This is a genomic window from Kribbella sp. WER1, assembly GCF_054189145.1.
Genome location: NZ_CM135186.1, coordinates 8,421,939 through 8,447,404, shown reverse-complemented (window position 1 = coordinate 8,447,404; position 25,466 = coordinate 8,421,939). Strand labels below are relative to the sequence as shown.

The 25,466-nt window shown below is 69.7% G+C and carries 23 protein-coding genes; 12 read left to right on the top strand and 11 right to left on the bottom strand.

Annotated elements, in window-relative coordinates; genetic code table 11:
* Positions 1 to 35 precede the first annotated feature (35 nt).
* Entirely contained in the window at positions 36 to 329 is a 294-nt protein-coding gene (locus tag ACXJJ3_RS41055; protein WP_458167469.1) for a hypothetical protein, read from the bottom strand.
* A gap of 28 nt (positions 330 to 357) precedes the next feature.
* Positions 358 to 675 (bottom strand): SH3 domain-containing protein, encoded by a 318-nt coding sequence (locus ACXJJ3_RS41050; protein ID WP_458167468.1) that lies wholly within the window; start codon positions 673 to 675, stop codon positions 358 to 360.
* Between the two features lie 171 nt (positions 676 to 846).
* Between ACXJJ3_RS41050 and ACXJJ3_RS41045 the strand changes: the two genes are divergently transcribed.
* Positions 847 to 2,469: a DHA2 family efflux MFS transporter permease subunit gene (locus ACXJJ3_RS41045; RefSeq protein ID WP_458167467.1), complete on the top strand. Its 1,623-nt coding sequence runs from the start codon at positions 847 to 849 to the stop codon at positions 2,467 to 2,469.
* On the opposite strand, the gene ACXJJ3_RS41040 is transcribed toward ACXJJ3_RS41045, so the two are convergent.
* A complete protein-coding gene (locus ACXJJ3_RS41040; protein WP_458167465.1) occupies positions 2,466 to 3,032 on the bottom strand; it encodes a GNAT family N-acetyltransferase in 567 nt (188 codons plus the stop codon). The two genes, ACXJJ3_RS41045 and ACXJJ3_RS41040, sit on opposite strands and share 4 nt — an antisense overlap.
* Positions 3,033 to 3,097: 65 nt before the next feature.
* Here ACXJJ3_RS41040 and ACXJJ3_RS41035 point away from each other — a divergent pair, with 65 nt between their 5' ends.
* The 4 genes from ACXJJ3_RS41035 (at position 3,098) to ACXJJ3_RS41020 (ending at position 6,375) form a co-directional block, all read left to right on the top strand.
* The gene (locus ACXJJ3_RS41035; RefSeq protein WP_458167464.1) at positions 3,098 to 3,739 is read left to right on the top strand and encodes a GntR family transcriptional regulator; all 642 of its coding nucleotides are present in this window, start codon (positions 3,098 to 3,100) and stop codon (positions 3,737 to 3,739) included.
* Positions 3,736 to 4,917: an MFS transporter gene (locus ACXJJ3_RS41030; RefSeq protein ID WP_458167463.1), complete on the top strand. Its 1,182-nt coding sequence runs from the start codon at positions 3,736 to 3,738 to the stop codon at positions 4,915 to 4,917. The genes ACXJJ3_RS41035 and ACXJJ3_RS41030 overlap by 4 nt, the downstream gene beginning before the upstream one ends.
* Before the next feature lie 62 nt (positions 4,918 to 4,979).
* Positions 4,980 to 5,783, top strand: a complete 804-nt coding sequence (locus ACXJJ3_RS41025; protein ID WP_458167462.1) for a hypothetical protein — start codon at positions 4,980 to 4,982, stop codon at positions 5,781 to 5,783.
* A 28-nt stretch (positions 5,784 to 5,811) separates the two neighbouring features.
* A complete protein-coding gene (locus ACXJJ3_RS41020) occupies positions 5,812 to 6,375 on the top strand; it encodes a hypothetical protein (protein ID WP_458167461.1) in 564 nt (187 codons plus the stop codon).
* Between the two features lie 36 nt (positions 6,376 to 6,411).
* Here the strand turns inward: ACXJJ3_RS41020 and ACXJJ3_RS41015 are convergent, their stop codons facing one another.
* From ACXJJ3_RS41015 to ACXJJ3_RS41000, 4 genes are all read right to left on the bottom strand, one after another.
* The gene (locus tag ACXJJ3_RS41015) at positions 6,412 to 9,786 is read right to left on the bottom strand and encodes a sugar-binding protein (protein ID WP_458167460.1); all 3,375 of its coding nucleotides are present in this window, start codon (positions 9,784 to 9,786) and stop codon (positions 6,412 to 6,414) included.
* Positions 9,783 to 10,613: a substrate-binding domain-containing protein gene (locus ACXJJ3_RS41010; RefSeq protein ID WP_458167458.1), complete on the bottom strand. Its 831-nt coding sequence runs from the start codon at positions 10,611 to 10,613 to the stop codon at positions 9,783 to 9,785. The genes ACXJJ3_RS41015 and ACXJJ3_RS41010 overlap by 4 nt, the downstream gene beginning before the upstream one ends.
* Positions 10,614 to 10,624: 11 nt before the next feature.
* On the bottom strand, positions 10,625 to 10,843 hold the full coding sequence (locus ACXJJ3_RS41005) for a LacI family DNA-binding transcriptional regulator (RefSeq protein WP_458167457.1): 219 nt from the start codon (positions 10,841 to 10,843) through the stop codon (positions 10,625 to 10,627).
* A gap of 99 nt (positions 10,844 to 10,942) precedes the next feature.
* Entirely contained in the window at positions 10,943 to 11,884 is a 942-nt protein-coding gene (locus ACXJJ3_RS41000) for an alpha/beta hydrolase (RefSeq protein ID WP_458167456.1), read from the bottom strand.
* A 71-nt stretch (positions 11,885 to 11,955) separates the two neighbouring features.
* On the opposite strand from ACXJJ3_RS41000, the gene ACXJJ3_RS40995 reads away from it, so the two are divergent.
* A complete protein-coding gene (locus ACXJJ3_RS40995; RefSeq protein WP_458167455.1) occupies positions 11,956 to 12,954 on the top strand; it encodes an AraC family transcriptional regulator in 999 nt (332 codons plus the stop codon).
* On the opposite strand, the gene ACXJJ3_RS40990 is transcribed toward ACXJJ3_RS40995, so the two are convergent.
* Positions 12,927 to 13,217 carry a hypothetical protein gene (locus ACXJJ3_RS40990; RefSeq protein WP_458167454.1) on the bottom strand — a complete coding sequence of 97 codons (291 nt, stop codon included), beginning with the start codon at positions 13,215 to 13,217 and terminating at the stop codon, positions 12,927 to 12,929. The two genes, ACXJJ3_RS40995 and ACXJJ3_RS40990, sit on opposite strands and share 28 nt — an antisense overlap.
* 218 nt (positions 13,218 to 13,435) lie before the next feature.
* Between ACXJJ3_RS40990 and ACXJJ3_RS40985 the strand changes: the two genes are divergently transcribed.
* The gene (locus ACXJJ3_RS40985; protein WP_458167453.1) at positions 13,436 to 15,703 is read left to right on the top strand and encodes a N,N-dimethylformamidase beta subunit family domain-containing protein; all 2,268 of its coding nucleotides are present in this window, start codon (positions 13,436 to 13,438) and stop codon (positions 15,701 to 15,703) included.
* Positions 15,704 to 15,783: 80 nt separating this feature from the next.
* Positions 15,784 to 17,376 carry a DUF4139 domain-containing protein gene (locus ACXJJ3_RS40980; protein ID WP_458167452.1) on the top strand — a complete coding sequence of 531 codons (1,593 nt, stop codon included), beginning with the start codon at positions 15,784 to 15,786 and terminating at the stop codon, positions 17,374 to 17,376.
* On the opposite strand, the gene ACXJJ3_RS40975 is transcribed toward ACXJJ3_RS40980, so the two are convergent.
* Positions 17,377 to 18,924 (bottom strand): multicopper oxidase family protein, encoded by a 1,548-nt coding sequence (locus tag ACXJJ3_RS40975; protein ID WP_458167450.1) that lies wholly within the window; start codon positions 18,922 to 18,924, stop codon positions 17,377 to 17,379.
* A gap of 4 nt (positions 18,925 to 18,928) precedes the next feature.
* On the bottom strand, positions 18,929 to 19,303 hold the full coding sequence (locus tag ACXJJ3_RS40970) for a hypothetical protein (protein WP_458167449.1): 375 nt from the start codon (positions 19,301 to 19,303) through the stop codon (positions 18,929 to 18,931).
* Positions 19,304 to 19,375: 72 nt separating this feature from the next.
* Between ACXJJ3_RS40970 and ACXJJ3_RS40965 the strand changes: the two genes are divergently transcribed.
* Entirely contained in the window at positions 19,376 to 20,293 is a 918-nt protein-coding gene (locus ACXJJ3_RS40965; protein ID WP_458167448.1) for a LysR family transcriptional regulator, read from the top strand.
* On the opposite strand, the gene ACXJJ3_RS40960 is transcribed toward ACXJJ3_RS40965, so the two are convergent.
* Positions 20,229 to 21,377, bottom strand: coding sequence for a PucR family transcriptional regulator (locus ACXJJ3_RS40960; protein WP_458167447.1), 1,149 nt, complete (start codon positions 21,375 to 21,377; stop codon positions 20,229 to 20,231). The two genes, ACXJJ3_RS40965 and ACXJJ3_RS40960, sit on opposite strands and share 65 nt — an antisense overlap.
* Positions 21,378 to 21,424: 47 nt before the next feature.
* On the opposite strand from ACXJJ3_RS40960, the gene ACXJJ3_RS40955 reads away from it, so the two are divergent.
* Genes ACXJJ3_RS40955 through ACXJJ3_RS40945 form a run of 3 tightly spaced genes read left to right on the top strand, consistent with a single transcriptional unit; the run spans position 21,425 to position 25,459 of the window.
* Entirely contained in the window at positions 21,425 to 22,996 is a 1,572-nt protein-coding gene (locus tag ACXJJ3_RS40955) for a long-chain-fatty-acid--CoA ligase (protein WP_458167446.1), read from the top strand.
* Positions 22,993 to 24,672, top strand: coding sequence for a PHA/PHB synthase family protein (locus tag ACXJJ3_RS40950; RefSeq protein WP_458167445.1), 1,680 nt, complete (start codon positions 22,993 to 22,995; stop codon positions 24,670 to 24,672). The genes ACXJJ3_RS40955 and ACXJJ3_RS40950 overlap by 4 nt, the downstream gene beginning before the upstream one ends.
* A 1-nt stretch (position 24,673) precedes the next feature.
* Positions 24,674 to 25,459 (top strand): alpha/beta fold hydrolase, encoded by a 786-nt coding sequence (locus ACXJJ3_RS40945; protein ID WP_458167444.1) that lies wholly within the window; start codon positions 24,674 to 24,676, stop codon positions 25,457 to 25,459.
* Positions 25,460 to 25,466 lie beyond the last annotated feature (7 nt).

Here is a 25,466-nt window from a genome sequence, read left to right as displayed (position 1 = left end):
GTTCCGGGGACGACCGTCCCCGGAACCGCTGTCGGTCAGCAGGTGATGTACGACCCCTGGATCCAGACGTCGTTGCGGATCCCCGGGAGGTTCCCGAGCATCCAGCCGCCTGTCGTCGAGAGCCTTCCGTCGAACGCCTGGCCGGCGTGGACCTGCCCGTACGACGGATACTGCGTGCCCGGACCCGAGCGGTAGTTCACGTTGTTCGTGTTCACATGGCAGATGTACTGCGCCTGAGCCGGCGCTGCCTGCGCGACACCGCCGGTCACCGTCGCCGCGGCGGTACTCACCGCTGCCACCGCGAGCGCACGGAACATCTTCGTGGTCATATCAACTCCAGTGCTCGTCGGATGCCGATCAGGGCGTGTGGCAGTAGTCCTGGTAGATCCAGACGCCCTTGCGTCCGCCCCACATGTCGCCGTAGTACCACTGGCCGCTGGACCCGTACATGTAGAAGCCCTGGCCCTTGTTCACCTGCCCGTACGACGGGTACTGCGTGCCAGGCCCTGACCGGTAGTTGACGTTGTTCTCGGTGATGAAGCAGTTCACTCCGATGTCGTCGGTCCCCGCCGACGCTGCCGACGCGGTCGTCGCAGTCGCGCCGGTGACCGCCATCGCGAGCACGCCGGACGCCACCGCCATGCGCCGGCCGCTCTGGTTCAGTCGGATTCTCATCTGTTCCCTCCCGCTGGTGATTGGTTCACCAGGACAGATGCATTCACCGTCCGCAAAGGTTTGCTGACGCAGCGGATTCGATCAGGATCGAATGGTCGATCGCGCTCTATCGCGCTCTGACGGCGCGTACTCTCGGGAGTGACGAGAAGCGTGCCCGAGGGGGGACCGATCGTGAGCCAGTCCGCGACCCAGCCGGACGTTCCGCAGTATCCCGACAACATCGACGCGGCCGTGCTGAAGATCGCCGGCGTCGTGGTGCTGGGGGCGATCATGTCGATCCTCGACATCACGGTCGTCAACGTGGCACTGCCGACGTTCCAGGACGAGTTCGGTACGCCGCAGAGCCCGGTCGCGTACTCCACCGTGGCGTGGACCGTGACGGCGTACACCCTGGCGCTCGCGACCGTGATTCCGCTGACCGGGTGGGCGGCCGACCGGTTCGGCACCAAACGGCTGTACATGGCCGCGATCTTCCTGTTCACGGCCGGGTCCGCGCTGTGTGCGACCGCCTCCAGCATCGACATGCTGATCGGGTTCCGGGTGCTGCAGGGGCTCGGTGGCGGGATGCTGATGCCGCTCGGGATGACGATCATGACCCGGGCCGCCGGTCCGCACCGGATGGGCCGGCTGATGGCGATCCTCGGCGTACCGATGCTGCTCGGCCCGATCCTGGGGCCGATCCTCGGTGGCTGGCTGATCCAGGTGGCGAGCTGGCACTGGATCTTCCTGATCAACGTGCCGCTCGGCATCATCGCGCTGATCTACGCGTGGTTCGCGCTGGCGAAGGACCATGCGGAGCGGGCGGAGTCGTTCGACTTCCTCGGTGTCGCGCTGATGTCGCCCGGTCTGGCGCTGTTCCTGTTCGGCGTCTCGTCGCTGCCCGCGGAGAACGGCGACTTCGGCGCGCCCCGGGTCTGGGTGTCGATGCTGGCGGGCGTCGTCCTGATGGTGGCGTTCGTGTTCCACTCGTTCCGCCCGCAGCATCCGCTGCTCGACCTGAGGCTGTTCCGGAACCGGAACCTGACGGTCTCGATCGCGACGATGTTCCTGTTCGGCGCGGCGTTCTTCGGCGGGCTGCTGCTCGTGCCGACGTACTACCAGCAGATCCGCGGCGAGTCGACGCTGCATGCCGGCCTGCTGGTCGCGCCGCAGGGCCTCGGCGCGATGATCACGATGCCGATCGCGGGCCGGCTGGTGGACAAGATCCCGATCGGGCGGATCGTCCCGTTCGGGATCGCACTGATCGTGATCGGCATGTTCGGCCTCACCCAGATCACCTCGACGACGCCGTACGGCGTGATCATCGCGATGCTGGTGGTGATGGGGCTCGGGATGGGCGGGACGATGATGCCGCTGTTCACGTCGGCGCTGCGAACGTTGGCCGGACCACAGGTCGCCCGCGGTTCGACGTTGCTGAACATCACCCAGCAGATCGCGTCGTCGTGCGGCGTCGCGACGATGTCGGTGATCCTCACCAACCACCTGAACAACTCGCCGATCATCCCCGGCACCCAGAACATCCCCGGCCTGAACGGCGGGCTCCGCGAGACCCAGGCCGCGATCCTGCACAACACCCGTCCGGAGAACATCGCCCAGCTGCACCTCGACCCGGCCGCGATCGGACGTGGTCTGGTGGACGCGGCGTCGTCGTTCGCGCACACCTACTGGGTGGCGTGGGGGCTGGTGCTGCTCACGCTCATCCCGGCCCTGATGCTCCCCCGCCGACGTGAACGTGTGCCGGTCCCGGCCGGGGCAGCCGTCGAAGAGGACAAGAAGCAGGAGAACAAGGCCTAGACGGTCAGCGTCATAACCCAGCGATGCGGTGAGATCTGCCGCGTCCGGGTGAACCCGTGGCCCTCGAACGCGGCCATCGGCCCGGTGTGCAGGAACGACCCGGACACCTTGCGGTCGTCGGCCTCCTCGGGATACCCCTCGACGACGCCACCGCCGTTGCGCGTGATCTCGGCGAGCGCCCCGCCGAGGGCCGTGTGCGCGACGCCGCGTCCACGCAAGCCCTTACCGGTGAAGAAGCACGTGATCCGCCAGTCGGGCAGCGCGACCAGCTCCTTCTCGTACAGCCGCCGGCTCTTGATCAGCGGCACCTCGTCCGGCGCACCGAACTGGCACCAGCCGAGGCATCGGTCGCCGTCGAAGACCAGCGCGTTGTGCGTACGCCGTTCGCGGACGAGCTGCTCCTTGTCCGCCCGGTTCTGCTCGGCGGTCCGGCCCTTGCCGAGCTTGACGTGGAACCCCAGACACCAGCAGCCGCCCCAGACCCCGTTGTTCGCCTCCACCAGTTCGGCGAAGGCGGGCCAGGTCTCCTCGGTCAGCATCCGCACCGCGTAACCGTCGCTCATGGATCAGACCGTAACGCCGGCCCCGGTCAGTCCGCCTTGCATGCAAGCTTGTATGCTTACTGACCATGACCGAGCTTGCCGCCGCCGAGCGCGCATACCTGGCGTTGAAGGAAGGCATCCTGACCGGCGAGGTCCGCGGTGGCGACCTGCTCAGCGAGGTCGAGGTCGGCACCCCGCTCGGCATCAGCCGGACGCCGGTGCACGAGGCGTTCCTGCGACTGCAGGCCGAGGGGCTGCTCCGGCTCGTCCCCCGCCGCGGCGCGGTCGTCGTCCCGGTCGAGCCGGGCGAAGCCACCGACGTCCTCGAGGTACGCCGCGCGCTCGAGAGTGCCGCCGTACGCCGGCTCGCCGGGGCGGACCGGTCCGCGCTGCGCGACACGCTCGTCCGGCTGCTCGACGCACAGCAGGCGCTGGCCGGCGCGGGGGACGTACCGGGGTTCGTCGTGGCGGACGAGCAGTTCCACAGCGCGATCGTGCAGGCGAGCGGGAACGCATTGTCGATCCGGTTCTACGCGACGCTCGCGGATCGGCAGCGACGGATGGCGCTGAGCTCGATCGGTACCCGGACCGGGCATCTGACCACATTGGTCGGCGAGCACCGCGATCTCGCCGACCTGGTCGACGCGGGCGACGTGGACGGGTTCGACCGGACGTTGACCGCGCATCTCGGGGCGACCCACGCGGCGTTGCTCGGCGGCGCCCTGTGACCGCGACGACCCTCGACGAAGCGCCGGCCCGGGAGCTGACCCGCGCGTGGTGGCCGGTCGGGCTCGCGATGCTCGTGATCGGGTGGGGCGGCAACCAGTTCACACCGCTGCTGATGGTGTACCGCGCGCACGGCGGCTTCTCCCAGCTCGACGTCGACGTCTTCCTCGGCGCGTACGTCGTCGGCCTCGTCCCGGGACTGCTGATCGCCTCCCGGCTGTCCGACCGGTACGGCCGCCGCCCGTTGATGCTGATCGGGCTCGCCGCGTCGTTCCTCGGCAGCGCACTCCTTCTCCTCGGCGACGTCGCCGGCTATCCCGCCCTGTTCGCCGGCCGCGCGCTGTCCGGGATCGCGGTCGGCATCGCGATGGCCGTCGGCACCGCCTGGGTCACCGAACTGTCGGTCCCCGGCGCGGGCGCCCGCCGGTCGGCGATCCTGCTCACCACCGGCTTCGCCGCCGGCCCCGCGTCGGCCGGCGTCCTCGCACAATGGACCACGCCCGCGCTCGTCTGGCCGTACGTCGTCCACCTCACGCTCTGCCTGCCCGCGATCTGGCTCGTCCTCACCGGATCGGTCGAGACCCGGAGCGAGCACACGCACCGCGTCCGGCTCCGGGTGCACGGCCGGTTCCTCCACGTCGTGCTGCCGATGGCGCCGTGGATCTTCGGATCGGCCGGTGTTGCGTACGCGATCATCCCGCAGGTTCTGGACGACTCGCTCGGGCGTTGGGCCTTGCTGTTCACGGCCGCGCTGACCGTCGCCACGCTCGTCACCGGCGTTCTCGTGCAGCCGATCGCCCGGCGCCTCGACGATCTCTCCACGGCCCGCGCGGTCGTGGTGTCGATGGCATTGATGACGTTCGGCATGGCTCTCGCGGCGGTGACCGCAGTCGTCCGCCGGCCGTGGCTCGCGGTACCGGTCGCGCTGGTGCTCGGTGCGGCGTACGGCATCGCGGTCGTCTCGGGGCTGCTCGAAGTACAGCGGATGGCGAGCCCGGAGGAGCTCAGCGGGCTGACCGGCGTGTACTACGCGCTCGCGTACGTCGGATTCCTGCTGCCCGCGGTGCTGGCGTTCCTCGGTCGCTGGTTCGGGCTGCCGGCGATGCTCACCGCCGTCGCGCTGACCTGCCTCGGCTGCACGGTCGTGTGTTCCACAGGGTGGTCACGCAACGTTTCCTGAGACGACCTCTCGGTCATGATGGCAACGGACATTCCGATGCTCGCGAGAAGGTAGGAGACCGCATGGCAGTCGACGGTTGGTCCTTCGACGACGACCGGCAGGAGCACGTCACCACAGCCGCCCGCCCGACCCGGATCCTGGCCTACGCACAGGCCGCGCAGACCTTGGCGGCCCTCGGCGTACCGGTCGTCGGGTACTTCGGTTCGCAGCACCACGCGGACGCCGGATCCGCACCGCTCGCCGGCGTGGACGCCCCGTCCGTCGGCGCCGGCGACGCCGTCGACACCGCCCTGATCGCGGAGCTCCGCCCGGACCTGATCGTCAGCGTCACGTACGGCGGCGAGGTGTACGGCATCCCCGCCGACGCGATCGCCGACGTCGCACCGGTCGCCCTCATCGGCATCGCCGGGGACCGTACGCTCGCGTCGGTCATCGACCGCTTCCACGATCTCGCGACCGCCCTCGGCGCCGACGTCCGCGACCCCGCCGAGGCGCTCACGTCAGCCCTCGAGAAGCTGCCCACGGACAAGCAGTTCGTCGCGCTCTCCGGAGGCACCCCGACGGACGCGTACGTCGCGAACCCGGCGTACTGGCCGTCACTCCGCCTGCTCCGCGACGCGGGCGTCCCGTTCACGCCGACCACCACCGCGGGTGGCTGGGAGGTCGTGAAATGGACCGACTTCCCGACCAACCACGCGGCCGACGTCCTGCTGTACGACCAGCGGCCGAATTCGTTGAGCCCCGGCAAGCTGGCCGAGATCCCGTCCTGGTCCGAGGTCAAGGGCCGGGTCCTGCCCTGGAATCCCGAACCACCCCTCACCTACGAAGCCGCCACAGCCTTCGTCAACCAACTCACAGGCAGCTGATCACCCCGCGGAGGACTAGTGTCCTGGCGTGAGCCAATTCCCCGGCATGACACCTCCTCCGCCTGCGCGGCGTTCTCCCCTCGTTGCCGTGGCGGTGGCCGGCGCGCTGGTAATCGCGTTGCTGCTGGCAACCACCGCGGTGAGCGTGTTCGGGTACTTCGGCATGCGGACCAAGGCCGACTCGGAGCGGGAGCGTGCCGATCGGCTCTCGCAGCAGACGCCCGCTCCTGACCCGGCACCGGTGCTCGCGGCCGGGCGGAAGGACGTGGAGGCCGCGTTCACCTACGACTGGGCGCACCTCGGGGAGTTCGTGGCGAACGTGCAGGCTGGGTCGACGGAGGCGTTCGTCGGCAAGTTCACGCCGTCGGTGGCGGCGATCAAGCAGCAGGTCTCGCAGCGACCGAGCGCCACCGGGAAGGTGTCGGACGTTGCCGTCGGCACGCTTTCTGGTGACACGGCCGAGTTGCTGGTGTTCGCGGACGTGACCACGAAGTCGTCCGCCCGTCCGGCGGCGGTGAACAAGCTCCGGCTGCGGGTCGAGTTGAAGCACCAGGGCGACCGGTGGCTGCTCAACGAACTGACCTTCGCCTGACGGCCGGGGAGCCGGCCCCGGCCGTCAGGACTCGGTCTACAGGGTGTGCTTGAGGACGATCGTCACCCGGGAGGTGCCGCGCGGGACCTCGATCGTGCCGGCGGTCTGGTCCACCGTCGACCTGCCCGACACGTTCGCGATGTTGTTGCGGAGTCCCGGTAGTTCGATGCTGGCCGCCGGGGTGTTGCCGGTGAACTGGATCGTGACCGTCTTGCCCGCGACGGACAGCCTGTAGCCGAGGCGGCCGCCGGTGATCGGGTAGTCGTCCAGCCCGATCTTCTCGCCGTTCCCCCGCAGCCATTCGTCCGGTACGCCGCGGCCGACGATCACGGTGCCGTCCGACTTCTCCGCGATCAGTGAGTCGAACAGCACCTTGGTCGCCGTCGACTGGCCCCACATGTGCTGGTTCGACCCGCCACCGCCGGCCGCGTGGTCGATGTTCCACGGCGACGTCGCACTCGGGTAGTCGACGCCCTCCCACCAGCCGAACGGGCCGCTCTGGCTCTTGTCGATCATGAACTGGTACGCCTTGATCCCGAGGTCGCGGTACTGCTCACCGCGCAGCGCGGCGCTCCCGTACCCGGCGTTGTACGCGCTCGAGAAGTACCCGTGCGGGTACCCGCCGAAGTTGTAGATGGTGTCCGAGATGTCCTTGCGCCGCTCGAACCCGTGCGTGTACGTGTCGTCGATCATGGTGAACATCGACCCGCTCTGCTCGGCGCCGAACAGGTACCCGTCCCAGGCCCAGCGGCCGAACAGGAACATCGACGCCCAGTTCGCGTCCCGCGGGTCCTTGCGCGGCCCGGTCTCGTTCGGCTCAACCATCGAGATCGGCAGGTAGTCCAGGTTGTACTGCGCCATCGTCTGGTTGATCCGGTCCGTTGCCACCCGCAACAGGTCGTCGTACTGCGCCTTCGCCCAGGCCGCCTCGCCGGTCTCCCCCAGGGCGGTGGCGAGATAGCGGTACGTCGTCAGGCCGGTCAGCGCCGCCCAGTTGTCGATCGTCCAGTACCCGTGCGAGTCGATCGCGTTGGTGGCCTTGATGATGCCCTTGCCACCGTCGATCCGGTCGGTCTCGATCGTGTGCGTGTTCTTCTTGATCGTCTCGAACCGCTCGCGGATGAAGCTCTTGTCGCCGGTGCGCTGCAGGTAGAGCGCGTACGGCCAGGAGTACTTCCACTTCGCGTCGTCGTACTGCAGCTGGGCCGGCAGCGAGGTCAGGTAGTCCTTGGCGTAGGTGAAATCGCCGATCGTGAGCAGCGTCGACACGATCCCGATCGTGTCGTGGTCGAACATCTCGTCGTACCCGTTCTCACCGACGTGCAGTTCCTTGGTGCCGTTGATGTCGTCGCGGATGATCAGCGTGTAGATGTAGCCGGCCTTGTACGCGTTGATCAGCCGCTTGTCCGGGAGGTTGGTGAGGTTCGCGATCTTCGACAGCCGCTGGTTCCAGTACTGGCGCATGTGCCCGTAGTGCTGGTCGAACCCGCCGAGCTGGGCCAGCTGGTCCGCGGTCGGCCAATCGTACGTCCCGTCGAACCGGTCCGCCGCCACCGCGTAGTCGCGGACGACCGTCTGACCGGCACCGACCGTCGCCGGTGCCGCGTTGAGCGGGGTCAGCAGGTTCGAGACCCGCGGGAGCTTCGCCTCCTGCTGGGTGGTGTTCGTGACCTTCATCCGGGAGTACGCGACCTCGAAGCGGTTGCCGTTGACAACGACCAGGTCGGCGAAGTTCTCGACTGTGATCTGCAGCCCGTCCTTCGCGTACTCGCTCACGAACGCCGGCAGGTAGCCCTCGGCGTTCGACCACTTGATCTTGCCCGGGATGTTCGGGACACCGAACGTGATCATCGCGTCGCCCCGGCTGCGCAGCCGGTAGCTCCCGTCGATGAAAGCGATCGGCGCGTTCAGGTCGCCCTCCCACCCGAACGACGAGGTCAGCCCGGGGTTGGTGACGAACGTGTACTGCGCGTTCGCCGCCGACGAGAGGGCCTCGTCGTACGCGGCCTTCACCAGCACGTACGCCAGCCGTAGCTCGTCCCGCGACGCCGAGGTGTTGCCGATCGTTGCGCGAGCCGCCGCGATCTCCTGGTCCAGCTGGTTCTGAGCGGCCTCAGTCGCGGCGGCGACGTCTGCCGTGGCGGCCTCGTCGAGGACGTTCTTCGTCAGCTGCCGGTAGCCGTCGGCCGAGGTACCCGCCAGCGCGACGCCGGCCAGCGTGACGTTGCCGGAGGCATTCGTCTTGCGGGTGACCTGGGCGCTGATCCGCGCCGAGTCACCGGCCGCGAGGTTGAGCTCGAACGACTTGGTCACCGACGGATCGGAGCTCACCAGGTCGGTGTTCACCGCCACCGGATCCGTCGAACCGTTCAGATACACCGAGATCGTCGCCGCGGCCCGCCACACCCCGGACACGAAGCGCAGCGTCCGCGGCTCGGCGGCGGCCGGCACCGTGAGGTCGTACCCGTACGGGTCGGTGAGGTCGACGCCGGTGTTCGCGCCGTCGGCGAAGAAGATCCCGCCGTGGTGCGTACCCGTCTGCGACGCGGTCGGCGTGCCGTCGGTCCACGAGTAGCTGACGGCGTTGTCGTTCTGGGCGCCGATCGTGCCGCCGGTCTGCCGGTTCGTGACGGCGAGCTGCGGCTGGCCGGCGCGCCGGTTGACGGTCGTGCCGTCGAGGTGCAGCCAGTCCGACGTACCGTCCGCGGTCAGGTTCATCGAGACCGGCGCGGCAGTTGGCGTCAGTGCGCTGTCGATTGTTGACAATCCGACTGCAGACAATGACAGGTTGCCGGCGGCCTGCAGCTTGGTCGCGTACCGGCCGGTGACGACGACGCCCTCCCCCGGCCGGATCGTCACGGTGTACCGCTTCACGGCCGCCGTACCGCCGGCGGTGACCGGGGTCGTGTAGCTGCCGTTGCTTGAGGCAACCGTCACGGAGCCGGTGGCCTGCCAGATCCCACCCACGAACACCAGGCGTCGTGGCGAGTCGGCGGCCGGCACGGTGATCCGGTACCCGGCGGCGTGCGCGGTCGCGTCGCCGACGGTCGTGGTGTCGTAGTTGAAGACGCCGCCCGTCGTGACACCGGTCGTCCCCGGCCAGCCGAACGCGACCGGGCTGTCGCCCAGGGTGGTGCGGCCGCCGGACGGGTTCAGGTCGTCGACGGCGAGCGTCGGCGTACCGGGCTTGCGGTCGATCGCGGTGCCGGTGACGTGCACCCAGTCGACGCCGCCGTACGACGGGAGGTCCATCGCGCCCGCGACGCCGCGGCCGCTGGGGAGGTTCTCGACAGTGACGACGAACGGGTCGGCGGCCGGGGTGGCCGCCGGAGCGGACGGTGCGGAGAGCAGTGCGGTGACCACGAGTGCTCCGGCGGTCAACGCCGCGAGCAATCTGGTTCGGTGCCTCATCGTGTGTCCCTTCGGCCTGACAGGCTGGAGTCGCGGACGATCAGTTCGGGTTCGAGCAGTACGTGGTGCGGGATCCGGGGATCCCCGGCCATCAGGTTGTCGACGGCCTGGATCAGTTGCCGTCCGACCTCGTCGATCGGCTGCCGCAGCGTGGTCAGTCCCGGGCTCACCAGCGCGGCGGTCGGCGAGTCGTCGTACCCCGTGATCGCGACGTCGGCGCCCGGGCGCAGGCCGCGTTCGTGCAGGGCACGCATGACGCCGAGCGCGAGCGTGTCGGACGCGCAGACGAGCGCGGTCGCGGGGCGGGCCGCGTCGAGCATCCGGTGCGCGGCCTGGCGGCCGTTCTCGAGCGAGTCGACAACGGCGGCCTGCAGATCGGTGTCCAGGTTGCGTTCCCGGCAGGCGTCCAGCCAGCCCGTACGGCGGTCCTCGCCGAGCTCCGACTCCGCGGGCCAGCCGATGTGGCCGATCCGGGTATGTCCCTGGGCCGCGACATGTGCGGTCGCGGCGCGGGTACCGGCGCGGCCGTCGACGTCCACCCAGGCCATGTCGTCGTCGCCGTCCCAGGACCGGCCGAACGCGGCGAACGGCACACCCCACGATCGCAGCGCCGCGACGCGGTCGTCGTTGCGGTGCGTCTCGGCGAGGATGAACGCGTCGATCGAGGTCTTCTTCAGCAGATCGCGGTACGCCTTGATCTCGCCGGCCTGGCCGCCCTCGGCGTGACACAGGATCAGGTGGTACCCGGCGTCGACCGCGGACGCGTTCAGGACGTACAGGAAGTCGTCCATCAGCATCGACGCCTTGTCCGGGCGGGCCGGGCGCATCTTGAACGCGATCAGCGACGAACTGCGGTTGCGGAGCGCCCGCGCGGACAGGTTCGGCTCGTACCCGAGCTCCTCGACCGCGGCCAGGATCGCTTCCGGGTCTGCGCCGCGACGCGGTCCGGGTTGTTCAGCGCGTTCGACACCGACTGCGCCGACACTCCCGCGCGCTGCGCCACCTGGGCAAGCGTGACGTGCCCGTGCGGGACCGGCCCACGATTGGTGTGCTGCATCGGCGGACTCCTGAATATTAACGTTAAAAGACCTGACCGCAAGCTACTGAGTCAGAAGCGATGGAGTCAAGGGCTCAGCCCACCCTCGGAGTTTTAACGCTAATGCCGCTCGGCACAGAAGGCGGCGATCGCAGTGACCATCTGGTCGAGGCCGGGCTGCTCGAGCGGGTAGTGGCCGGCGTTGGTGAGGAGGGTGGTGGTCACCGGGACCTGAGTGATCCGGCTGAGGAAGGGGGTCGAGAGGTGCAGCGGGGACCAGCGGTCCGCGCTGGGCTGGGTGAGCAGCACCGGGCAGACGTCGAAGTCCTCGGGTTCGGTCACCGGTTGGTAGTTCAGGTACGAGTCCAGGAACGCGATGGTCACGTTGTTTCCGGCCGACGTCGGGTCCGCGTACGTGACCCGCTTCGCGTCCTGGTCGTTCACCAGCGCGCGCATCTTGCTGACCCAGCGCATCGGCACCCGCAGCCCGCGTACCGGAGTCTTCGCCAGCGCCTTCATCAACGGGGCGCCGACCAGGCCGGTCAGCGGGTCGAAGGCGGTCTCGACCCGGACCCGGAGCGAGCGCTGGTCGAGGAACGTCATACCGACGATCCCGGCGACCTTCTTGTTCAGCGCCGCCACGTGGTACGTCTCCATGCCGCCCGCGGACAGGCCGTACAGGACGATCGGCCGGTCGTCCTTCGCCAGTTCGGCGTCGACCAGGTCGGACCCGATCCGCACCCAGTCGTCATACGTCACGACCGCACCATCGGCGACCTCGCTGACGCCGTACGTCGGCATGTCGACGGCGATCGCCTCGTACCCGTGCTCGGCGAGTGGACGGCCGAGGATCGTGGTCATCTGGCGGCCGTTGGTGCCGACACCGTGGAACAGGATCACCTTCACCGGCGCAGCGGCGTTCCGGTAGGTGTCCAGGTGGATGCGGTGGCCGCGGTGCTGCCACCACTCTTCGGCCGGCTCGCTGTCCGGCGTGAGTCGGTAGCCGGCGGGCAGGAACTCCTGGATGGCCCGCCAAGCAGTCTGTTCGGTGTAGTTGCTCATGACTTCAGTCTCTGAAGTTCCGCGGTCGCGCCACAGATGACCGGCGGCGGAAGAGTTACTAGGATCGGCGGATGGCGCGGACCGACATACCACGGTCGCCGACCGGTGCACTGCTGATGGTGCAACTGGCGGAGGACCACGGGGTGGACGCCCCGACCGCGTTGCGCGGATCGGGGCTCGACCTCGAGCAACTGCACGATCCGCAGGCCGTCGTCCGGGCGGAGCAGGAGCTGCGGATCGTGCACAACCTGCTCGCCGCGGCCGGAGACGTGCCGGGGCTCGCGTTGCAGGCCGGCGCGAGGTTCCGGCTGACGTCGTACGGGATCTGGGGCTTCGCGCTGCTCAGCAGCAGAACGTTGCGCTCGGCAATCGATGTGGCGCTGCAGTTCCTCGAGCTGACGTTCGCGTTCTGCGAGATCACCGCGCGGCGGACGGCGGGCGAGATGCAGCTGGTGGTCGACGGAGCCGAGCGGTTCCTGGTCGAGCGGGACATGGCGGGCGTGCAGACGATCCAGCGGGACCTGTTCGCCACCCCGCTGCCGTTGGCGCGGGTGACGTTCGCGTTCCCGGCGCCGGCCGAGATCGCGCCGTACCGCGAGGTGTTCGGCGGTACTCCGCAGTTCGGCGCGGCGCAGAACGTCATCGCCTGGGACGCGGCCCTGCTCGACGCCGCACTCCCCCAGGCCAACGCGGCGACCCTCGCGATGGCGACCGCGCAATGCCGGGAGCTCGTCCAGTCGCGCCGCGCCCGGGCCGGCCTCGCGGGCCGGGTCCGCGACCTGCTCCTCGCCGAGATCGCCCACCCGCCGAACGCCGGCCAGGTCGCCGCCCGGCTGTACCTGAGCGACCGGACCCTCCGCGAACGCCTGGCCGCCGAGGGTACGTCGTTCCGCGGGCTCCTCGACGAGATCCGCGAGCGGCTTGCCGAGGAGCTGCTGCTCAAGGGCGTGCCGGTCACCGAGATCGCCCAAAGCCTTGGCTATGTGGAGCTGTCGAGCTTCTCGCAGGCCTTCCGTCGGTGGAAAGGCAGCAGCCCGCGCGCCTATCGGGCGAGCTTCCTGACCAGGTAGCGGCCGCCGCCGACGGCGCCGAGCAGCAGCACGCACCAGCCGATCCAGATCGCGACGATGAGTACGACGGCGAGGGTGCTGCCGGCCGACGAGTCCGCCGGGGGCAGCACCGCGTCACCGCCGTGTGGGACCCGGACGTCCGAGAACGGCAGCGGCCGGTCGTGCAGCCGCCACGCCTGGGCGGTGCCGGTCACGGCGACCGCCGTCACGAGCAGCACGAACGTGGACAGCAGTCCGACGATGACACGCTCGAGTGTCTTCACGGTTTCCAGTATGAGGACGTCCACCGACAGTTTCCGCTTGCCACAGCCGCCGTTCCCCCGCTAGTGCGAAACCGCTGCAACAACCTGCAATACAAGGGAATTCCAGCGCTCTCCGCAGTGGCATCAGCACGGCCGGTTACGGTCTGGACCGAAATCGTTTTGTTCTCTACTCTTCCGCCTGGGGGAATCCGCCGTCCGCCCTTCCCTGGGGGAAACAAATGTTCCGCAAGCTGCTTGTGGCAGCGCTCGCTCTCGTTCTCGCCGTCGTCGCTTTCGTCTTCGTCGACCGGGCCGCCGATGCGGCCGCGGCCGGTGTCTCGGTCACCGCGACTCAAGCCACGAACGGGACCACCACACTCACCTACCGCGCCACCGTGCTGAAGGCCGGCACGATCCGCGAGATCACGGTCGCGATCCCGGACGGGACCAGCGGGCACATCACGTCGGTCAACGGCACCGTCAGCTCGGTGACCCGGACCGTGCTGCGCTGGCGCCCGGCCCGGGTCACGAACGTCGCCGTCGGCGCCAAGCTGGCGATCCCGATGTACGGCATCAAGCTGCCCGCCGGCGGTCCGTGGACGCTCGGCTTCAAGTCGCTGGGTACGGCGAACCAGGTGATCACCTCCGGCGCCGGCGTCCTGCAGCCGATCCGGACCTACACGCCGCAGGTCGCCGTGGTCGCGTCCAACCCGATCCCGGCCCAGACGACGAACCTGGTCTACCAGGCGACCGTCACCCGCGCCGGAACGCTGGCCGCCGTACGGCTGCAGCTGCCGACCGACGCGACCGGTCCGTACACGACCGTCAACGGCACGCTCGCCGTCAGCGCCGGGTACGCGACCTGGACGCCGAAGGCGCCGATCAATGTCGCGGCCGGCGCCCGGCTCGGGATCCCGGTCAACGGTGTGAAGCTGTCCAGGTTCGGCGGGACGGTGACGTTCAGCGTGTCCGCGACCACCTCGACCGGAACCGTGCTCACCTCGGGCACGACCACGCGGACCTTCATCGCGCCGCCGGCCGACATGCCGATGCTGGAAGCCGAAGCGTTCGCCGGTGTTCCGGCCGGATGCCCCCAGACCTGGCCGGCCACCACGGCCGAGAACGCGAAGACCGGCACCGGCGACTGGGTCATCCCGGCGACCGCGACCAGCCCGGACTTCGCCGCGTACCTGACGAAGGTCTCGGCGACCTGCGGTGACACCGTCGACCTCAAGGTCACGTCCGGCAACAACGTCAGCGTCGTGGCGTACCGGATGGGGTACTACGCCGGTCTCGGCGCACGCGAGGTCTGGCGGCAGGACGACGTACCGACCGTGGTGCAGCCGAAGGCGACCATCGGCGGTACGACGGCGGCCGGCAAGCCGCTCAACATGGTGTCGGCGGCGGACTGGACCAAGACGCTCAGCATCCCGGTCGACAAGGACTGGGTGCCCGGAACGTACCTGATCAAGATCAGCGACGGCACCCTCGCGACGTACGTGCCGCTGACCGTCCGGGACGACACCGGCGCGAAGCACGACCTGCTGATCCAGCAGGCGACCGCGACCTGGCAGGCGTACAACGCCTACGGCGGCAGGAGCTTCTACACCAGCCTGTCGGCGGGCTCGGGCCGTCTCACCTTCGACCGTCCGTACGACGAGGGCCAGGGCTCCGGCCAGTACCTCACGCTCGAGCAGGGCTTGATCTTCTGGGCCGAGTCGAAGGGCCTGGACGTCACCTACTGGACCGACAACGACCTCGACCTGTACGGCGGCCAGTTGAAGGACCGTGCGGGGACGTTGTTCCTGCCGGGCCACGACGAGTACTACTCGACGCGGATGCGCGCCGCGATCAGCCAGGGCATCAAGCAGGGCGTGAACGTCGCCAACCTCGGCGCGAACACGGCGTACCGGCTGATCACCTTCACCGACGAGAGCCGGCGGTCGTGGGACATCGACCGGTACACCGACGGGTACAACTCCACCACCTGGCGGTATCAGGGTGACGCGTACGCGTCGCAGCCGCTGCTCGGCGCGGACTACTTGTGTGCGGTGAACGCCGGGACGCTGACCACGACGAGCAACTGGCTGTTCAAGGGCCTCCCGGTCGGCTCCAAGCTGCCCGGGTTCATCGCCGGCGAGGTCGACAACGTCTGGGCCGGTCTCTACAAGCAGCCCGGGCAGACGACGCTGGTGAGCGGCACCGCGACCTGTCACACGAACGGCCGCGCCGCGCCGATGGACACCACCGTCTACACCGCGCCGTCCGGTGCCCGGGTCCTGAACGCGTCCACCTTCGCGTTCGGCTGCTTCCTGGTACGGCGTTGCCCGTCCAACTGGACCGTCCCCGAGCCGGACGCCGCGTCGCAGCAGGCCGTCGCGACGATGATCGCGAACGTCACCGAATGGGTGTCGCGCGGCACCATCAGCGTCCCGGCGAACACGTCGGCCGCGACGGCCCGCGTCACACCACCGAAGTACAAGCTGGAGCCCTCACCACAGGGCTAGGACATACCGCCCGGCCCCACGCCGTAGCGAGCGTCGCGCAGTAGGCGTGGGGCTGGGTGGTATGTCCTACTGTCGAAGGCATGACTGAACTTGTCGTGGATGCTCCGATTGTGGCCGTGACCGTCTATCCGGAGCGGGCGCGGGTGACTCGGCGTGGTGTGGTTACCGTGCCGGGTGGGGATCGGACCGTGTACGTCGGGCCGCTGCCGATGGAGTTGGAGCCGGACAGTGTGCGGGTGTCGGGGCGCGGTTCGGCGACTGTGCTCGGGGTGGACCTGACGATGCAGCATCATGCGCAGGCGCCGGACGAGTCGGTCGCGGCGGTGGAGCGGTCGTGGTACGAGGCGCAGGACGCGGTCGCGGCGCTCGCCGACGCGGACGACGTGCAGGCGCAGCTGGACACGTTCCTCGGGCAGTTGGCGAAGCGGGCCGGTGGGAGTTTCGCGCGGGCGCTGGCCGCGGGTGAGTCGGACCCGGAGCTCGGCGGGTTCACGGAGTCGCTCGCCGGCCGGTTGTCCGCCGTACGGGCGAAGCGCCGGGAGCTGGCCGCGCAACGCCGCGAGGCCGAGCAGGAGTTCGCGGCGGTGGACCGGCGGCTCGCGGCCCTGCGCGAGCAGCGGGTCCCGGACCGGCAGGCGGCCGCCGTCGCACTTGAGCTGCCCGCGGAGGCGGAGGTCGAGATCGAGCTGTCGTACGTCGTCCCGCTGGCCGGCTGGACGAGTTCGTACGACGTGCGGCTGCAGGGCGATCGGTTGACGTTGACGTGGTTCGCGATGATCAACCAGTACTCCGGGGAGGACTGGCCGGAGTGCGACCTCACGCTGTCGACAGCCCGGCCGACCGTGACGGCGAAGGTGCCGGAGCTGGACCCGTGGTACCTCGACCGCTTCCGCCCGCCGGTGCCGGTGGTCGCGGCGCCGCGAGCGCCGGGCGCGGTCGCGAGCTACGGCATGCAGGCGGATCGACGTGACCGCGCGGTTTTCGATGAGGATCCGATGGCGGTCCACGAGCAGTCGGCCCTGCTGGCCGACCTCACCGCGACGGTCGAGCAGGGCGTGACCGCGGCGACGTACACCCCGCCGCGTCCGGTCGCTGTCCCTGCCGACGGCGGGCTGCACCGCGCGACGATCGCCGCGTTCGACCTCGACGCCGACCTGGACTACGTCACCGCGCCGGTTCGCTCCACCGACGTCCACCTCCGGGCGACCGTGGTGAACTCGTCGGACCACACACTCCCGGGCGGCAAGGCCGCGGTCTTCCACGACGCGGACTTCGTCGGCTCGGCGGCGCTGCCGCTGTGGGCGCCGGGCGAGGACGTCGAACTCGCACTCGGCCTCGACGACCGCATTCGCGTCGAGCGCAAACTCGTCCGCCGGGAAGCGTCCAAGGCGACGCTCGGTTCCACGCGGCGGCGGCAGGTCGAGTACGAGACCCGCATCGAGAACCACACGCCCCGCCGTGCCAAGATCACGGTCCTCGACCAGCTCCCGGTGGCCCGTGACCACGAGATCAGCGTGAAGCCGGTGACCGCCGACCCGCAGCCGGCCGAGAGCACCGACCTCGGCGTCCTGACCTGGAAACTCGACCTCGAGCCCGGCGCCGAGTCGGTCGTCAAACTCGGCTTCCGCGTCGACACGGCAAAGGCCGTCGACCTCACCGGCTGGCGCGAGTGATCACGTGACCTCGAGGTTGGCCATCATGCCCATGTCTTCGTGTTCGGCGTTGTGGCAGTGGAAGAGGTACCGGCCGCGGTAGCCGTCGAAGCGGGTGATGAGTTCGGCGGACTCCCCCGGCCGCAACGACACCGTGTCCTTCAGCCCGGCGTCGTGCGGCAGCGGGTCGCCGCCGCCGCGGGACAGGATCCGGAATCCGACCAGATGCAGGTGCACGGGATGATGCACGTCCGCGACCAGCCGCCACACCTCCACATCGCCGAGCCGCGTGGTGACGTCGGTGCGGTCCGGCGCGAACGGCTGCCCGCCGATCAGCCACCCGTGCCCGTCTCCCATCTGCCCGGCCCGGAACGAGAAGTCCCGCACCCGCACGGCCTCCGACCGTTTCCACTCCGGCAGGTCGTCGGACAGTACGTCGGGGATCCGGCTCGGGTCAGCAGCCTTCCGTACGACGTGGAACGCGAGCACGTCCCGCGTCCGCGCGGAGCCCAGCCGGTTCATGATCCGTACCCGGCTGCCGACCGGGACCCGGCCGAAGTCCACGATCACGTCGTACCGCTCGGCCGGCGCGATCGGCAGGTTCCGATGCGTGACCGGTTGACCGAGTAGTCCCTGGTCGGCGCCGATCTGGATCAGGTCGAGGCGGCGCCCGTCGTCGAGGACCGCCTCGAGGTCGTAGTGCCGGGCGTTCGACGCGTTCAGGATCCGCAGCCGGTACCGGACCGCGTCGACCTCGTGCACCGGCCAGGGCGCGCCGTTGACGAGCACGACATCACCCAGAACGCCCGCAATATAAGGCTCCTTGACCCCGGGCTGCATCATCAACGACGGATCGATCGACGGGTAGTCCAACGAACCGTCCGCGGCGAACGCCCGGTCCGCGATCATCAGCGGCAGCTCGCGGACGCCGTACGGCAGCCCGAGCGCGTCCTCGGCGTCGTCGCGGACGATGTGCATCCCGGCCAGCCCGCGCCAGACGGCCGGTGCGGTGAAGTCCATCCGGTGGTCGTGGTACCAGAGCAGCGTCGGCCGCTGGTCGAGTGGATACGTATACACACGGCTCACTTCGCTGGTGACCGCGCGCGGATCGTGCATTCCCTGCCCCATTCCGTGCCCCATGCCGGACCAGCCGGCCGGGTTGACCAGATCGGTCGGGTACCCGTCGGACGCGGCCGGTGTCCGCCCGCCGTGCAGGTGCACCACCGACGGCACCGGCAGTTCGTTGCGGTGGGCAACCGTGATCGCGTGCCCGCGCCGCGACTCGATCGTCGGCCCCGGGAACGTCCCGCCGTACGTCCACAGCCGGGTCTTCACGCCGGGCAGGATCTCCGCGTCCACCACCCGCTGGACGACCTCGTACCGATCCGAGCCCGACAGTACCGGCGGCATCGGCAGCGGCACCTGGTACGCCGGCGGCAACGGTACGCCGCTCCGCAGTACGGCCCCCGTCATCGCCGGTCGCCGTGCCAGCGCGGCGGCGCTCGACAACCCGCCGGCCGCGACCACGCCGAGCGCTCCGCCGATCCCGAGCATCTGTCTGCGACTCATCCGCTCAGGCATGTTCGACCGCCTTCACCGGCTGCCGCCAGATCGCGACGAACATCAGCACGACCGCCGCGATGGTCACCACCCCGAGCGGGATGTGCAGCCACAGCGCCCCGTCCTGCCCCGCGAAGTACTGCACGGTCTCCGCGGCCACCACGCCGAGCGTCGCGACGAACGGCCACACCTGCCGCAACCGCACCCACACCACCACGGCCGCGATCAGCTGCAGATAGCCGATCGACGTCGCGATGTTCGCGCCCATCGCGTGCATCCGGAGCCCGTCGAAGTCGCCGCTCAGATAGACGCCGGCGAACACCGGCTGAGCGAAGATCGCCACCAGATGCGCGGCGACGAGTCCACGTAACACCCACCCACTGATCATGGTTCGACACTATGATTCTGGAGTTATGAGAGTCCAAGACCAATATCGCTATCTCGTTATGACCGGGGACGCATGATGGACCTCACCACGCTCCGCCAGTTCGTCGTCGTCGCGCGCCTCGAACACCTCAGCCGCGCCGCCGACGAACTGCACGTCGCCCAGCCGTCCCTGAGCCGAAGCATCGCCCGCCTGGAGAACGAACTCGGTACGCCGCTCTTCGACCGCACGAACCGCCTCCGGCTGAACCAGGCCGGCGCCCTCTTCCGCGGGTACGCCGAACGCGCGCTCGGCGAACTCGACGCCGGGCAACGCGCCGTCGCCGAGGCCACCGAGCAAGGAGCAGGCAGCGTCCGCCTGGCGGCCGAGACCTTCCTGGCGCTGACCGAGCCGATCGCAGCGTTCAAACGCGAGCACCCCAGGATCGAGATCGAGCTGCAGCAGCTGCCCGCCGAGGACATGCCACGCCGGCTGCGCGCGCAGGACGTCGACCTGTGCGTCGCCTCCCAGCCGATCCCGAACGCCGGCCTGGAGTCCGCCGTACTGCTCGACGAGCCGGTGCTGGTGGTGACGCCGCTCGATCATCCGTTCGCGCAGCGCACGTCGCTGCGGGTCGAGGACCTGGCCGACGAGCCGTTCGTGATCGCGCGCAAGGGACAGTGGCAGCGGTGGTTGCTGGATCGGCTGTTCGCGGAGACCGGCCTGACGCCGCGGATCGTCTGCGAGAGCGACGAGGCCGCGGCCATCCAGGAGCTGATCCGCTCCGGTCTCGGCATCGGCTTCAACCCGGACTTCGCGCGCCGATCGATGCCCGACTACCCGGTGGCGGCGATCCCGGTCGACCACCCGGAGTGCCGCCGTACGCTGTCACTGCTGTGGAGCGCGGACGCGAACCTGTCGACGGCCGCGCAGCTGATGCGGAGCGCGATCACGGCGTGGCCTTGGACGCCTCCAGCGCGAGCAGGAGTTCGGCGACGGCGCGCGGGTCGGTGAGCGACCGGCCGGTGCGTTCCTCGATCCGGTGCAGGCGGTGCCGGACCGTGTTCGGGTGGCAGTACAGGTGTTCGCCGGTCTCGGTCGCGGAACCGTTGTGCGTCGACCACGACGAGAGGGTTTCGAGCAGTACTTCGCGGTCGTCGGGCGCGAGGTCGTCGAGCCCGCCGAGCACCTTGTGGACGAAGTACTGCATGACGTCCGGCGCCGCGGCGGCCACCATCGTCAACGGCGACTCGTCGAACAACGTGACGGCCGTCGATCCCGCAAGCGCGACCCGGGCGAACCGTACGGCCTGGCCGGTGCCGTCGAGTTCGTCGTACGGCGGGCTGATCCCGACGCGTCCGGTCGCCGACTTCTCGAGCAGCTCCACGAGTACGCCGAGCCGCCCGGACGGGACCGCGACGACGCCGATCTGCAGCTCGGGCAGCAGCCGCCACGCCGACGCGAGCCCGAGCGACCGCAACCGCTCCTCCGCCGCCGGCAGCGCCTGCCGCCCGACCTCCGGTACCGCGGCCGCGACGACGACGAACGGCCCCTTGTACGGGAGCCGCAACAACTCGGCCGCCTCCCAGACCGTCCCGCCACCCGGCATCCGCCCTTCGAGCAGCGCCTCGACGAGCGCCGACCGCTCCTGGTCCTGCGCGAGCAATCGTCGCGACTGGACGTCGCGGTAGGCATCCGTCATCGCATCCGTGTACGACGACTGCACCTGCCACAGCCGGCTCGACGCCTCCACGACGATCTGGTCCGACAGCCCGGCCGATGCCGCCTCCGCGAGCACCGCGTCCCACAAGTACCGCGTGCCGACCCGGTACGCCGCCATCACGTCGGCCAGCGGAGCACCCTGCTCGGCCCGCAACCGGCCCGTCTCGCGCGCCGACACCGGATCGGAACTGGCACCGCCCAGCGACTCGAGCATGTACCGGAAGTTCGCCGCGCAGGAAGCCCGCAGCGCCTCGTGCGGCACCAGGCCGCCCGTCCGGTAGAACTCGATCTCGGCCTCGATCCGGGAGGCCATCGCCTCGCTCAGCTCGTCGGCCTGCGCAGTCATCCGGTCCACCAGCCCGTCGAGTGCACTCATCTTCGGAGCATAAGAGCCCCGTTGTCCGTGCGCACACCCGCAGCGCCGTGACGTTGGCCGCCGCCCCATCGCCTGCCCGCGACAACCGCCCGATCGTGGACGTACAGCAAGCCGACCACCCGGAGTACGCGATGACCAACCTGAGCCTGAATCTGTCCGAGTCCGCCGCCATGTACCCGGACCACCCCGCGATCCGCCTGGACGACGACGTCCTGACCTACACCGCCCTCGACGACGCGGCCTCCCGCGTGGCCACGCTCCTGCAGGAGTACGGCGTCCGGCCCGGCGACCGGGTCGGGCTGATGCTGCCGAACCTGCCGGAGTTCGCGATGATCTTCTACGGCATTCTCCGGGCCGGCGCGGTCGCCGTACCGATGAACCCATTGCTGAAGCGCCGCGAGGTCGAGTACTACCTCGGCGACTCCGGCGCGAAGGTGCTGTTCGCCTGGCACGAGGTCACCGGTGAGGCCACGGACGCCGGCGCGCAGCTGATCCCGGTCGCACCCGGCGAGTTCCGCGCCCAGGTCGCCGAACGCCGCCCGCTCGCGAACCCGGCCAGCCGCGACGGCGACGACACGGCGGTCATCCTCTACACCTCCGGCACGACCGGCCGTCCGAAGGGCGCCGAACTCACGCACGCCGGCCTGAACACGAACCAGGCCGTCACCGCGCGCACGTTGATCATGGTCGGACCGGACGACGTGGTGATGGGCTGCCTCCCGCTGTTCCACGTGTTCGGCCTGACCTGCGGGCTGAACGCGTCGATCGCGAACGGCGCCACGCTCACGCTGATCCCGCGCTTCTCCCCCGCCAAGGCGCTGGAGGTGATCCAGCGCGACAAGGTGACGATCTTCGAGGGCGTACCCACGATGTACGCCGCGATGCTGAGCGCCCCAGGGAAGTACGACATGAGTACGTTGCGCACGTGTATCTCCGGGGGCGCGGCGCTCCCGGTGGAGGTACTGCGCGGGTTCGAGGCGGCGTTCGGCTGCATCATCCTCGAGGGCTACGGGCTGTCCGAGAGCTCGCCGGTCGCGTCGTTCAACCAACCGAACGCGGTCCGCAAGCCCGGGTCGATCGGGACCCCGATCGAGGGCGTCCGGATGCGAGTCGTCGACGAGGAGCGCAAGCCGGTGCAGCCTGGTGACATCGGGGAGATCCAGATCGGCGGCCACAACGTGATGAAGTCCTACTGGAACAAGCCCGCGGAGACCGCGGCCACCATCGACGCGGACGGCTGGCTGAGCACCGGCGACCTGGCCCGCCAGGACGACGACGGGTACTTCTACATCGTCGACCGGAAGAAGGACCTGCTGATCCGCGGCGGCTACAACGTGTACCCGCGCGAGGTCGAGGAGGTGCTGTACGAGCACCCGGCGGTCGCCGAGGCCGCGGTGGTCGGGATCCCGCATCCGTCGCTCGGCGAGGAGATCGGCGCCGCGGTCGCGCTGAAGGACGGCGCCACGGCGACGCCCGAGGAGCTGCGCGACTTCGTGAGGGGCCGGATCGCGGCGTACAAGTACCCGCGCGCCGTCTGGATCGTCGACGGCCTGCCGAAAGGCCCGACCGGCAAGATCCAGCGCCGCGACGTGGTGGTCCCGGAAGGAGCCCTCCAATGAGTGCCGCCGCCGACGAACTGGCTGCGCCACTCGACCTGCTGCTCACCAGCGCGGCGGTCGGGCCGTTGCGGCGGTTCGCGCCGAACGCGGCGTGGGCGCGGATGGTGACCCGCCTGGCCGCCCGGCCGCGCACTCTCGGCCACCGGGCGACCCACCTGGCCGGCGAACTCGGGCAGATCGCGATCGGCCACTCCGACCGCACCCCGTCCCACCGCGACCGCCGCTTCACCGACCCGGCCTGGACCCAGAACCCGGTCCTGCGCCGCATCGTCCAGGCCTACCTGGCCGCCGCCGAAACCGCCGAAGCCCTCCCGTCCGACGCCGAACTCGATTGGCGGGACGAGCAACGGATGACCTTCGTCGTCGACAACCTCGTCGAGGCCCTTGCCCCGAGCAACAACCCGGTGATCAACCCTTCCACCTGGAAGGCCCTGATCGACACGGCCGGCCTGAGTACGGTCGCCGGCGCCCGGAACCTCGTCCGCGATCTGTCCACCGCACCGCGCGTCCCGAGTATGGTCGACCCGGGCGCCTTCGAGGTCGGCAGCACGCTCGCCGTCACGCCCGGCGCGGTCGTGTTCCGCAACGAGGTCCTGGAGCTGATCCAGTACACCCCGCAGACGGCCAAGGTCCGCACCGTGCCACTGCTGATCGTCCCGCCGGTGATCAACAAGTACTACGTGGTCGACCTCGCCCCGCGCCGCAGCATGGTCGAGTACTTCGTCCAGCAGGGCCAGCAGGTGTTCACGATCTCCTGGCGGAACCCCGACGCCCGGCACCGGGGCTGGGACTTCGACACGTACGGCGCCGCGATCCTCGACGCGATGGACGCCGTACGGCGGATCACGCGGACGGAGGCGACGCACCTGTTCGCGACCTGCTCGGGCGGGATCCTCGCGTCGATGCTGCTCGGGTACCTCGCCGACCGCGGCGAACTCGACCGGGTCGCGACGTTCACGCTCGCCGTCTCGGTGCTCGACCAGAGCCGCGCCGGGTTCGCGTCGGCGGCGCTCGACGAGCGGATGGCGGCGGCCGCGATCGCGTCGTCGGCGTCGAAGGGGTTCCTGGACGGGCGCGCGCTGGCCGAGGTGTTCGCGTGGCTGCGGCCGTCCGACCTGATCTGGAACTACTGGGTGAACAACTACCTGCAGGGCCGGACGCCGGCGGCCTTCGACGTGCTGTTCTGGAACGCCGACACCACGCGGATGACGGCGGCGCTGCATCGCGGCTTCGTCGAGCAGGCGATGACGAACGCGCTGACCGAACCGGGCGCCGCGACGATGCTCGGCTCACCCGTCGACCTGAGCAAGATCACCACTCCCTCGTACGTGGTCGCGGGCATCACGGACCACATCTGCCCGTGGCAGTCGTGCTACCGCAGTACGCAACTGCTCGGCAGCGACAGCCGGTTCGTCCTGTCCACGGCGGGGCACATCGCGTCCATGGTCAATCCGCCGGGGAACCCGAAGGCGACGTACCAGGTGAACCATTCGAATCCCCAGGACCCTGACGAGTGGTTGCGGACGGCAACTACGGAGCAGGGGTCATGGTGGGTCGACTACATGGGGTGGCTGAACGAGCGGAGTGGGCGGATGAAGGAGGCGCCGAAGACGCCCGGTGGGGCGGGGCTGGAGCCGCTGGACGATGCCCCGGGCACCTATGTGCGGGAGTCCTGACGTGGAGCGGCTGGCCGTCGCGGGACGGCTGATCCGGTACGACGTGCGCGTCGGCGATCCCCGGCGTACCCCGCTCGTGCTCTGTTGCGGGATCGGGGCGGGACTCGAAGTACTGGAGCCGGTCGTGGACGAGCTCGACCGGACCGTGATCCGGTTCGACGTACCGGGGGTCGGCGGGTCGCCGGCGGGGTTGTTGCCGGACGGGATCCCGCGGCTCGCGTGGATCGTCGACCGGATGCTGGCCGAGCTCGGGTACCGGGAGGTCGACGTACTCGGGCTGTCCTGGGGCGGGGCGCTCGCGCAGCAGTTGGCGTTCCAGCATCGGCGGCTGGCGCGGCGGCTCGTGCTCGTCAGCACCGGGACCGGCGTGCTGATGGTGCCCGGGCGGCCGAGCACGCTGTTCAAGATGGTGACACCGCGGCGCTTCGGCGATCCGTCGTACGCGGCCGGGATGGCGGCGTACCTGTACGGCGGAAGTGCGCGGCAGCACTCGGACGCGATCCGGACCGCGTTCGGGCGGCAGGTAAGGGCCGGGTCGCGGCGCGGGTACCTCTACCAGCTGGCCGCGGGGGCGTGCTGGACGAGTCTGCCGTTCCTGCCGCTGATCCGGCAGCCCACGCTGGTCCTCACCGGCGACGACGACCCGATCGTCCCGGTCGTCAACGGCCGCATCCTGGCCGGCCTGATCCCGCGCGCCGAACTGCACGTGTACCGCGGCGGGCACGTCGAGCTCGTCACCGAGGCACCCGCGCTGGTGCCGATCATCACCGACTTCCTGGACCGATAGGACAGCT